Annotated in this window: 11 protein-coding genes and 2 tRNA genes; 6 read left to right on the forward strand and 7 right to left on the reverse strand. The window is 65.3% G+C overall.

Translation table 11 applies throughout. The features are described from left to right. The first annotated feature begins 102 nt into the window (after window positions 1-102). From ACFSQT_RS27955 to ACFSQT_RS27970, 4 genes are read left to right on the forward strand one after another with little or no spacing between them, the layout of a single operon-like run. Window positions 103-1,674 (forward strand): phytoene desaturase family protein, encoded by a 1,572-nt coding sequence (locus ACFSQT_RS27955; protein ID WP_379024204.1) that lies wholly within the window; start codon window positions 103-105, stop codon window positions 1,672-1,674. Next, on the forward strand, window positions 1,674-2,156 hold the full coding sequence (locus ACFSQT_RS27960) for a MarR family winged helix-turn-helix transcriptional regulator (protein WP_379024206.1): 483 nt from the start codon (window positions 1,674-1,676) through the stop codon (window positions 2,154-2,156). Before ACFSQT_RS27955 ends, ACFSQT_RS27960 begins: the two co-directional genes overlap by 1 nt. A gap of 59 nt (window positions 2,157-2,215) precedes the next feature. Continuing rightward, window positions 2,216-4,369: a thiamine pyrophosphate-dependent enzyme gene (locus ACFSQT_RS27965; protein ID WP_379024208.1), complete on the forward strand. Its 2,154-nt coding sequence runs from the start codon at window positions 2,216-2,218 to the stop codon at window positions 4,367-4,369. Further along, window positions 4,362-5,942 carry an indolepyruvate oxidoreductase subunit beta family protein gene (locus ACFSQT_RS27970; RefSeq protein WP_379024210.1) on the forward strand — a complete coding sequence of 527 codons (1,581 nt, stop codon included), beginning with the start codon at window positions 4,362-4,364 and terminating at the stop codon, window positions 5,940-5,942. The genes ACFSQT_RS27965 and ACFSQT_RS27970 overlap by 8 nt, the downstream gene beginning before the upstream one ends. 113 nt (window positions 5,943-6,055) lie before the next feature. Here the strand turns inward: ACFSQT_RS27970 and ACFSQT_RS27975 are convergent, their stop codons facing one another. From ACFSQT_RS27975 to ACFSQT_RS27995, 5 genes are all read right to left on the reverse strand, one after another. Then, a complete protein-coding gene (locus ACFSQT_RS27975; RefSeq protein WP_379017466.1) occupies window positions 6,056-6,343 on the reverse strand; it encodes a GCG_CRPN prefix-to-repeats domain-containing protein in 288 nt (95 codons plus the stop codon). 110 nt (window positions 6,344-6,453) lie between these two features. Continuing rightward, window positions 6,454-6,900 carry a periplasmic heavy metal sensor gene (locus ACFSQT_RS27980; protein WP_379017468.1) on the reverse strand — a complete coding sequence of 149 codons (447 nt, stop codon included), beginning with the start codon at window positions 6,898-6,900 and terminating at the stop codon, window positions 6,454-6,456. Between the two features lie 2 nt (window positions 6,901-6,902). Beyond that, window positions 6,903-7,355: a hypothetical protein gene (locus ACFSQT_RS27985; RefSeq protein WP_379017469.1), complete on the reverse strand. Its 453-nt coding sequence runs from the start codon at window positions 7,353-7,355 to the stop codon at window positions 6,903-6,905. 59 nt (window positions 7,356-7,414) lie between these two features. After that, a complete protein-coding gene (locus tag ACFSQT_RS27990; protein ID WP_379017471.1) occupies window positions 7,415-7,957 on the reverse strand; it encodes an RNA polymerase sigma factor in 543 nt (180 codons plus the stop codon). A gap of 45 nt (window positions 7,958-8,002) precedes the next feature. Then, window positions 8,003-8,257: an EF-hand domain-containing protein gene (locus ACFSQT_RS27995; RefSeq protein WP_379017473.1), complete on the reverse strand. Its 255-nt coding sequence runs from the start codon at window positions 8,255-8,257 to the stop codon at window positions 8,003-8,005. Between ACFSQT_RS27995 and ACFSQT_RS28000 the strand changes: the two genes are divergently transcribed. Beyond that, a complete protein-coding gene (locus ACFSQT_RS28000; RefSeq protein WP_379017475.1) occupies window positions 8,256-8,582 on the forward strand; it encodes a hypothetical protein in 327 nt (108 codons plus the stop codon). The genes ACFSQT_RS27995 and ACFSQT_RS28000 overlap by 2 nt on opposite strands. A 46-nt stretch (window positions 8,583-8,628) precedes the next feature. Here the strand turns inward: ACFSQT_RS28000 and ACFSQT_RS28005 are convergent, their stop codons facing one another. Then, window positions 8,629-8,817, reverse strand: coding sequence for a YodC family protein (locus tag ACFSQT_RS28005; protein ID WP_379017476.1), 189 nt, complete (start codon window positions 8,815-8,817; stop codon window positions 8,629-8,631). Between the two features lie 154 nt (window positions 8,818-8,971). On the opposite strand from ACFSQT_RS28005, the gene ACFSQT_RS28010 reads away from it, so the two are divergent. Further along, a tRNA-Cys gene (locus tag ACFSQT_RS28010) sits at window positions 8,972-9,047 on the forward strand. A gap of 191 nt (window positions 9,048-9,238) precedes the next feature. Here ACFSQT_RS28010 and ACFSQT_RS28015 read toward each other — a convergent pair. Continuing rightward, window positions 9,239-9,313 (reverse strand) — tRNA-Thr (locus ACFSQT_RS28015). Between the last annotated feature and the right edge of the window lie 710 nt (window positions 9,314-10,023).

Here is a 10,023-nt window from a genome sequence, read left to right on the forward strand (position 1 = left end):
CGAAACTGGAGTGATGGTACGGCGACCGTGCAGGGGTGAGCGCGAAGGAACGCAATTCCGCGCGATTGAATCTCACCTTCTGCCGGCGGAGAGCAAGTGTCGATGAAAGCGCCGGATCACATCATCGTCGGCAGCGGCATCAACGCGCTGGTCTGCGCGGCGATGCTCGGCGGCAAGGGCGCTGATGTGCTCGTGCTCGAGCGCAACGACCGCATCGGCGGCTGCATGCGCACCGAGGAGATCACGGCGCCCGGCTTCATCCATGATGTGATGGCGACGACCTTCGTGCTGTTCATCACCTCGCCGGCCTTTGCCGCACTTGGCGCCGACCTCGCCCGGCACGGGCTGGAGTTCTGCCATACCGGCACGCCGACCGGCGTGCTGCGGCCGGGCGGCAGCCATGCCGTGCTCAGCACCGACCGCGCCGCCAACATCGCGGCGCTCAACGCGATCGCGGCAGGCGACGGCGACCGGCATGCGGATGATGTCGGCAACATCGAGCGCAATGCCGGCCTGCTGTTCGGCCTGCTCGGCGGCAGCCTGTGGTCCTATCCGACGGCGAAACTGCTGACCGGTGACGCCTGGCGGCGCGGCCCGCGCGGCCTAGCCGCCGTCCTCGGCGAGGCGCTGGTGCCGGCGCGCAATTGGCTGGAAAGCACCTACCAGTCCGAAACCGTCCGCGCGTTGTGGGCGCCCTGGGTGCTCCATGCCGGGCTTGGACCCGAGGATGCGTTCTCCGGCCAGATCGCCAGGGTCATCGCTTTCGCTCTGGAGGCGGCGGGTGCGCCGATCGTCAAGGGCGGCGCGAAGAACCTGCTGTCAGCCTTCGAGGCGCTCATCACCGAGCGCGGCGGTGTCATCTCCACCGAAGCGGACGTTGCCTCCATCATCCTGGCCGGGGGCCGCGCCAGCGGCGTGCGGCTGGCCTCGGGCGAAACGGTCCATGCGAAGAAGAGCGTCATCTGCTCGGTGACGCCGACGCAGCTTTATGGCCGGCTGCTCGGCAGCGAGGCTCCCAAGGCCGATGTCGAGGCGATGCGGAAATATCGCTACGGTAAAGGCAACTTCCAGATCCACTACGCCTTGGACAGGCCGCCGGCGTGGCGTGGCGAAGGCCTGGACAAGGTGGCGCTGCTGCACCTGACGCCAGGACTGGATGGCGTGTCGAAAGCCTGCAACGAGGCAGCGCGCGGCATGCTGCCCGAGGTGCCGACCATCTGCGTCGGCCAGCCGCATGCGCTCGATCCCTCGCGCTGCCCTCAGGGCAAGGCCATCCTGTGGCTGCAACTGCCCGAGGCGCCACGGCACATCAAGGGCGATGCGGCGGGCACGCTGCAGACACCGGCTGACGGGCAATGGACCGACGCGCTGCGCGAGGCCTATGCCGATCGAGCCGAAGCCATTCTCGCCAGCCATATCGACGGCTTCAAGGACAGCGTCATCGCGCGCCGCGCCTATTCGCCGGCTGATCTCGAGGCGATGAACGTCAATCTGGTTGGCGGCGACCCTTATGGCGGCTCCTCGACCATCGATCAGTCGTTCCTGTGGCGCCCGTTCAAGACCAGCCGCAACCACCAGACCGGTATCAAAAACCTCTACCATATCGGCGCCTCGACCCATCCGGGCGCCGGCCTCGGCGGTGGCTCCGGCTTTCTCCTGGCGGGGAGGCTGTGATGGAACAGAAGGTTGCGGAAAAGCGTCAGCGCATTTCGACCTTGGGGCAGATCGGCCTGCAGCAGTTCGCGCCCTATCTGATGAACCGCATCATGGGCCGCTACAACGCCACCTTGCGCGACGATTTCCGCAAGCAGGGCCTGACCATTCCGCAGGTCCGCACGCTGGCCGTGCTGTCGGTCACCGACGGCGTCACCGTCAACGATCTCTCGGTCTATACGGTGATCGAGCAGTCGACCTTGAGCCGGACACTCGACACGCTGGAGGGACAAGGGTTTGTCCGGCGCGAGCAGGGGGTCACCGACAGTCGCATCCGCCATGTGTTCCTGACCGATGATGGCCGCGCCGAGTTCGCACGCGCCTGGCCGGCGATGCATGACGCCTTCGAGGCGATGTTCGACGATGTCGACGATGCCGAATACGCCGCACTGATCGCCACGCTTTTGAAGATGCTCAAGAACATTCGCAAGCACGACATCTAGACCTACGCGCCGCCAATGCCAGGCGACAACGGGCCGGGCGGCAACGGAAAGGAGAAAAAATGGCCGAACGGTCTTTTGCCAAGGAAGTCGAGAAGCTCCGGCTCGGCGCCGGCGAGGAGTTTGCCGGCGAAGGCATTCTCGCCATCACCAAGGCGCTGCTGCAATGCGGCGTCGGCTATGTAGGCGGCTATCAGGGCGCGCCGATCAGCCATCTGATGGACGTGCTGGCCGACGCGCAGGATATTCTGGGCGAGCTCGGCGTGCATTTCGAAGCCAGCGCCTCGGAAGCGACGGCCACCGCCATGCTGGCGGCCTCGGTGCATTACCCCATTCGCGGTGCGGCGACCTTCAAGTCGACGGTCGGCACCAATGTCGCCTCCGACGCGCTCGCCAATCTGGCGTCGGGCGGTGTCACCGGCGGCGCGCTGATCATCGTCGGCGAGGATTACGGTGAAGGCTCCTCGATAATGCAGGAGCGCAGCCATGCCTTCGCCATGAAGAGCCAGGTCTGGCTGCTTGACCCGCGCCCCAATTTGCCGTCGATCGTCAAGGCGGTGGAGGACGGCTTCGAGCTTTCCGAGATTTCCAACACGCCGGTCATGCTACAGGTCCGCATCCGCTGCTGCCACGTCCATGGTCATTTCATCGCCAAGGATAACAAACGGCCGCCGATGACGGTGGCCGATGCGCTCGACGCACCGCGCCGCGACACCGGCCGCATCGTGCTGCCGCCCGCCTCCTTCCTGCACGAGAAGGAGAAGGTGCAGAAGCGCTGGCCGGCGGCCGTGGAGTTCATCCGCAAGAACAAGATCAACGAGATGTTCGGCTCGGACCACGGCTCGGTCGGCATCGTCATGCAGGGCGGCATGTACAATTCGGTCATTCGTGCCTTGCAGCGCCTCGGCCTTGCCGACACCTATGGCGACACCGACGTGCCGCTCTATGTGCTCAACGCCGTCTATCCCTTGATCGACGATGAGTTCCTGTCCTTCTGCGAGGGCAAGCAATCCGTGCTGGTCGTCGAGGAAGGCCAGCCCAATTACATCGAGCAGGCGTTTGCGGCGATGCTGCACAAGGCCGGGCGCGGCACCAGGCTGGTCGGCAAGGAGCATCTGCCGATGGCCGGCGAATACACCGGCCAGGTCATGCTCGACGGCATCGGCGCCTTCCTGCGCGCCGAGGCGCCGCATCTTTTGCCGGGCGAGGTGCGCGCGCCCAACAAAATCGGCGACGGCGTCGACACCGCCGACCTGATCAATGTCGTGCCGGGCCGTCCGCCGGGCTTCTGCATCGGCTGCCCGGAGCGTCCGATCTTTGCCGCCACCAAGCTCATCGAGCAGGAACTCGGCAAGCACCACATCGCCTCCGACATCGGCTGCCACCTGTTCTCGATCATGCCGCCTTTCGAGCTCGGCGCCACCACCATGGGCTATGGACTGGGCCCCGCGTCTGCCTCGGCGTTCAATTCGCCGGACGCCAAGCGCCGCTCGATCTCCTTCGTCGGCGATGGCGGCTTCTGGCACAACGGCCTGACCTCCTCGGTCGGCAATGCGGTGTTCAACAAGAACGACGGTGTCATCGTCATCGTCGACAATTTCTATTCGGCCGCCACCGGCGGGCAGGACATTCTGTCGTCCCGCGCCGGCAACAAGACCAAGTCGACGAAGCATCCGATCACCGAAGCGGTGAAAGGCATGGGCGTCAAATGGCTGCGCCACATCGACCGCACCTACGATGTCGGCAAGATGCAGGACACGCTGCGCGAGGCGCTGACCACCGACGAGAAGGGGCCGAAGGTCATCGTCGCGTCGTCCGAATGCATGCTCAACCGCCAGCGCCGCGAAAAGCCGCTGGTCGACAAGGCGATCAACGGTGGCGAGCGTGTCGTCAAACCGAAATTCGGTGTCGACGAGGATATCTGCACAGGCGATCACGCCTGCATGCGGTTGTCGGGCTGTCCGTCGCTGTCGGTCAAGTCGCTCGACGATCCGCTGCGCGACGACCCGGTGGCGCATATCGACCAGAGCTGCGTCGGCTGCGGCAATTGCGGCGAGGTCGCCGATGCGGCGGTGCTCTGCCCATCCTTCTACCGCGCCGATGTCGTGCACAATCCGAGCCGTTGGGACCGCTTCCTCGAAGCCGGCCGCCGCGCCACCATCGGCCTGTTGCAGCGCCGCCGCGAAAGCCGGCGCCTGACCTTCGCCGATGCTTGACGCTGTCCCTCCATTTCGCCCCCGGGCCGGCGCCGAAGACGACGAGCGCGTCATCAAGCTCGCCGTGCTGGCGGTCGGCGGCCAGGGCGGCGGCGTGCTGGCCGACTGGATCACCGACGTCGCCGAGCGCAATGGTTATGTCGCGCAATCGACCTCGGTCGCCGGCGTCGCCCAGCGCACCGGCGCCACAATCTACTATGTCGAGATGGCGCGCGACACCGGCCGGCTGCCGGTCTTCGCGCTGTCGCCCTCGCAAGGCGATGTCGACATCCTGATCGCGGCGGAACTGATGGAAGCCGGCCGCGCCATCATCCGCGGTTTCGTCACGCCCGAACGCACCACGCTGATCGCTTCTTCGCACCGCATTGCCGCCGTGTCGGAAAAGATCGAGCCGGGCGACGGCCGGGCCTCATCTTCCAAGGTGCACGCGACGGCGGAAGCCGCGTCCAAGCGCTTCATCGCCTTCGACATGGAAAAGATCGCCGCCGACAATGGTTCGATGATCTCGGCCAGCCTGCTTGGCGCGCTGGCCGGATCCGACGCGCTGCCGTTCACGCGCGAAAGCTATGAGCAGGCGATCGGTGCCGGCGGCCGCGGCGTCAAGGCCAGCCTTGCCGCCTTTGGCGCCGCCTATGACCGCGCGCGCGGCACGGCCGCGACGGCGCCGAAGCCGGCAGAGCTTAAAGCCGCTACGCCTGTCCTCGATGCGGCCGGGACCGTCAGCGGTCCGGAAAGCTTGATGAAGGGCTGGCAGCAACTGTCGGCCCGTGTCGGCGCTTTGCCTGGACCTGTGCGCGACATGGCGCTTCGCGGCTTGCGAAAGGTCGTCGACTATCAGGACATCGCCTATGGCGGCGACTATCTTGACCGGCTCGACCTGGCCGTCGCGCTGGACAGCGCCGACCATGCTTATGCGCTGTCCATCGCCGCCGCCAAGCATCTCGCCAACGCGCTGTGCTATGACGACATGATCCGCGTCGCCGACCTGAAAACACGCGCGACGCGCGACAGGCGCGTGCGCAAGGAAGTCGGCGTCAAGGACGGCTCGATCCTGCAGGTCACCGAATATTTTCATCCGCGCATCGAGGAGTTCTGCGGCACGATGCCGGCGGGGCTGGGCAGCTATATCGAGAGCCGGCCGAAGCTTGCCGCTTTCCTCGACCGTCGCATCAACCATGGCCGCCGCATCCGCACGGACAGCTTTGCCGGCTTCGCGGCACTCTGGTTCATCGGCGGCCTGCGCCGCTGGCGCCGCGGCCTGCTGCGCCACAAGGTCGAGACCGCGCATCTCGATCGCTGGTACGCGCTGGCGCTCGCCCATGCGCCCGAGGACTATGCGCTCGCCGTCGAAATTCTCAATTGCCGCCGGCTGATCAAGGGCTACAGCGACACCCACGTCCGGGCGCAGTCGAAATTCGACCGCGTGCTGTCGGCGCTCCATCTGGTCAAGGGCCGCGCGGATGCCGCCGACTGGATCCGCCGCCTGCGCGAGGCGGCGCTGAAGGACGAGAAGGGCGATATGCTCGACGGCGCGCTGAAGACCGTGGCGACGTTGGGGGACGAGCGTCTGTAACGAGACCTTCCATGCGGGTGCATCCTATGCCCCGGAGCGAAAGGTGTGCTCGATTCCGTTGTCTGCAACACCTTGGGTTGGAGGCCGGCACCGAGGCGCCGGCCCCGCGCATTCTACCAGTGATGCCGGCGATGCCAGACATGGTGCCGATGCCAGGCGTAGAAGGCCGGGCCATGCCAATGGTGGTAACGAGGGTAGACCACCACACGGTTCGGAACGCAGCGTCCCCAGGGATTGGGATGCCAGCCCGGTCCACAGCCCCAGGCGACATGCTCGACCAGCGCCGGCGCGGCTGTTCGATCGAGCGGCGCCATTGGCATCGCCGAGGATGCCGCGGCCGCCGCAACCGTTCCTGTCACGGCAAGAACGGCGGTGAGCGCGTATTTTGTCAGATGATTCATGACCATGCTCCAAAAGTTTCCAATGAAGAAAGACCTGTTCGCACCACACGGGTCCGGCAGGTCCTGCCCTTCTCCTGTTAAACGACGGCGTCGACGCTTTCCGTCGGTCGTCACGGCGATTTTTTTGGCACCGCAAACAGCCGCGGCCCGGCGCGTTTTGTCAGCCCTTCCGCCAGCACGCTGCGACCCTCGGCAGAACTCGCCGCCGCGAACTCGACGATGCGCTGCTCCAGCCGCGTGCGGACTGCGACGTCGGCATTGCGGGCTCGCTCCAGCGCCGCCGACAGGGCCGTCGTGTCCAGAACCGGCTGTTGCAGCAGGTCTGCGGCTTCACGCCTGGCCTGCTGGCCGTCGAGAATGCCCTGTTGGGATTCACGGCGAACGTCGCGCAACGCCTTGCGGAACATCGTGCGATCCTGCTCGGGAAGCCGGCCACCGGCCGCCTCCAGCGAGTAGGGTTGGCCTTTTCCGCTTCTTATCCAGATGGCCCCGCCGGCAAGCGCTCCGGCGAGGAAGACGTTGAGCACCACCGACAGGGTGACAAGGTTGCGGCTCATGTTCATAGGTCTTCCTCGATCGTGTCGCGGTCGGGGCTGGCATTGCCGAACGCCGTCGCATCGGCATCCAGCACATAGTGGTCCGGCTGGACCTCGGGCGTGACGATGCTCACCAGGGCCAGTCCAGCGACAGCGCCGGCCAGACCAATGCCGGCAAGTCCCAGTCCCAGCCACCAGAACCGGCGACGCCGGCGTTGGACGAGGTGCCGGCCGGCGGCCTGCAGGATGGCGCCATGCAGCGCTTTGCCGGGGGTCTCGACGCCATAGCTGTCGAGCAGCCTGTCAAGGGTCCCGGCATGCCGCAGGATGGCCAGGCCTGCCTCGCGTTGAGCAAAGATCGTGCCTGCCATCCGTTCGGCCGCCGGCCATCGTCGCAAGTCACCGCCATAAGCCGCCGCCAAGGCCGCAAAGCGCTTGGCATCCATAGCCGGTTCGTTCCTGGACCCTTCAGCCATGTGTCTCCCCCATCGGTGCAAGGCGCGATGGCCGTTGCGCGGTCAGGCTTGCCCGGTTCTCACTCATTGGCGCCATCCCTGGCCAGGATCGTCTGCAGCGACCGCCGGCCGCGCGAAAGCAGGCTCTCCAGGGCATCGACGCTGATCGCCAAGGTCGTTGCCGCCTCGAGGTTGGACATGTCCTGGTAGTAGACCAGAATGATCGCTTCGCGCTGGCGCGGCGCAATGCCTTGCAATGCCTGTTCGACCCGTTGCGCGTCCTCTTGGCGATGGGCATCGGGAAGCGCCGCGGGATCGACCACATCCGGCACGTCGTCGGTCACCCATTCGCGCCTGCGGCGCAGCCGGTCGTAGCACAAGTTCAACGTCACCCGGTGGATCCAGCTGTCGAAGCGTGCATTGCCGCGCCGCCAGCTCGAGGCATGGCGCCAGATCCGCACAAAGGTTTCCTGCGCGACATCCTCGGCCTCCGCCGCATCGCCGAGCATGCGCACGGCAAGCGCCAGGATGCGCGGCAGCTTGCGCGCGACGAGCGTTTGCACGGCTGCCGGATCGCCGGCGCCGACACGGCGAACCAGCTCCTCGTCCGGATCGGCGCTCATCAGCCGGCGCACTCCCGATGTTCATCGCGCGTCATTGCCTCTTGGTCATTGCTCCGGCTTGGGAGCGGTTTTAAGGCCCGGCAGTTCGTCGCCCGTGAGCACGCCGTCGGCATTCTTGTCCAGCCTGGCAAAGCGCTTGGCGAAGAACGCATCGAGTTCGGCGCGGTCGATGAAGCCGTCATGGTTGGAATCGAGACGTGCAAAGGATTTGCTGGGGTCGCCCTTGACGTTGCGTTTGGCCTGAAAAGCTTCCCATTCCAGCAGGCTGATCTTGCCGTCGCCGTCGGTGTCGGCCGCCATGATCGCCTTTTCCCGCCGCTTCTGGAACTTGGCCAGCGTGATGTCGGATTTTGCCGCCGGGGCAGTCGGTGCGACGGTCGGCGGTGTCGGGGCTGGGGGCGGTGTCGTTGTCTGGGCGAGGGCCGCAGCGGTCTGCAAACCCAAGGCAACGACGATTGTCGAACGGCTGATCATGCTTGGCGTCTCCGGGTTGGCGCGTTGCCGGCGGCCTTGCCGCCATCACGCTTCAACCGTTAAACGCCGCGACGAACGAAATCCGTCGGTCGCCAATGTCGATCCATTCGCGCGGCTGGACGAGCCGCCGGAGCATGATGCCGAAAGTTAGAGGTGGATTCAGATTTCAGGTCGATTCGACCTGAAATCATCCGTCTCTAGTCTGATTGGTCAGCGGCGACCAACTGGTCAGGTTTGAAGCCGGCATGTTGCGGGGTCCACACGTCACCCTCGCGGTTGAACCAATGGCACATAAATATGCCTGAGGCCGCGCCGTCGCTTATGGTCATCTTCGGGCCCCCGGACTTCAGCCTGACGACGTCTCCGGTCTTGAAACTGTTGGGCATTTTCGACCTCCCATGCTGAGGCTCCAAGTTTCACACCAAACCAGGGTCCCGACAATGGCCGATATGCTTCGCCGGACGGCGGCCCGTGGCGCGCCGAATCGATCTCCCCGGCCTTAACCCTTCCGTAAATATTGGCCGCTACTTGAACGGCGATGGCCTCGTGGCGGAGCGGCTACGCTGGAGACGGCAAATCTCTGAAGCCTCGGTTCGATCCCGAGGCGAGGCCTCCAACCTGCGAACATGGAATCATCCCTCCAATTTCTCCGGACGCCAGCCGGTTGGTGCCGAAGGGTTGCGAGAGGACGAAGTCCGTTGCTTCACCTGTGGCGGGCTTCAGAACTTCTTGATGGGTGGTACGTTAGAGGATGGCCGAATGATCTTCAGGCATCCATTTGAACTTGCTTAATTTTACTGGAAAATATGGTGCCGCTTAGGTGACTCGAACACCTGACCCCATCATTACGAATGATGTGCTCTACCACTGAGCTAAAGCGGCCCGGGAGGCCAAGACCTCCAAGATGGCTGGGTGATAGACTCAACCGGCCGCGAATTCAAGTGCGACTTGGCAATTCCTGCGGATGTCATGCCGCGTTGACAGTGCCGGAATGGACTTTGCACTGAACCCCGACAAGGCAGAATGCGCCGGCTCGCCCGTTGATTGATTGGTCGCCTGCGGCTACGATCATGGCAGGTTGGGCAAACGTGCAGAGGGACCCGCTTGGACGCGATCGACAAAAGCGATCCGGAACGCCTTCGAGAAAGCAACGCCGAGGACCGCGCGTTTCCGCGAAAGGGTCTATCGACAGGCTTTTGCCGCGCTCGACGCGCGCGCTGAAGGCCATCCGGACGTGACCGTGGAAACCGCCATCCAAGCGCCGCAAGTCGATCCAGGCGAAAATCACCGAAATCGAATCCGAGTACCTGCCGGCGGTGGCGGATGTCGGCCCGCAAGGCGATGCACCGGTGGTCGAGCTTGGCGCGGGCTCCGCTCCCGCGGTCGAAGCCGGCTCACCTCCCGCGGTCGAGACTGGCTCATCGGCGTCATCACCCGCCGTCGACGCGCCGGTGCCATCCGCCTCCGATGCGCCGCGCTCGCTGCGTGCTGCCGGTTGTTCCCGACATCATGCCGGACGCCGGCCTTCCCGACGCGCCGGCCATCGACATGTCGGCTCCTGCTTGGCCGGCGCCGCGACGGAAGTGGCGCCC

Source organism: Mesorhizobium calcicola (genome assembly GCF_042682105.1).
GTDB classification, from domain to species: Bacteria; Pseudomonadota; Alphaproteobacteria; order Rhizobiales; family Rhizobiaceae; genus Mesorhizobium; species Mesorhizobium calcicola.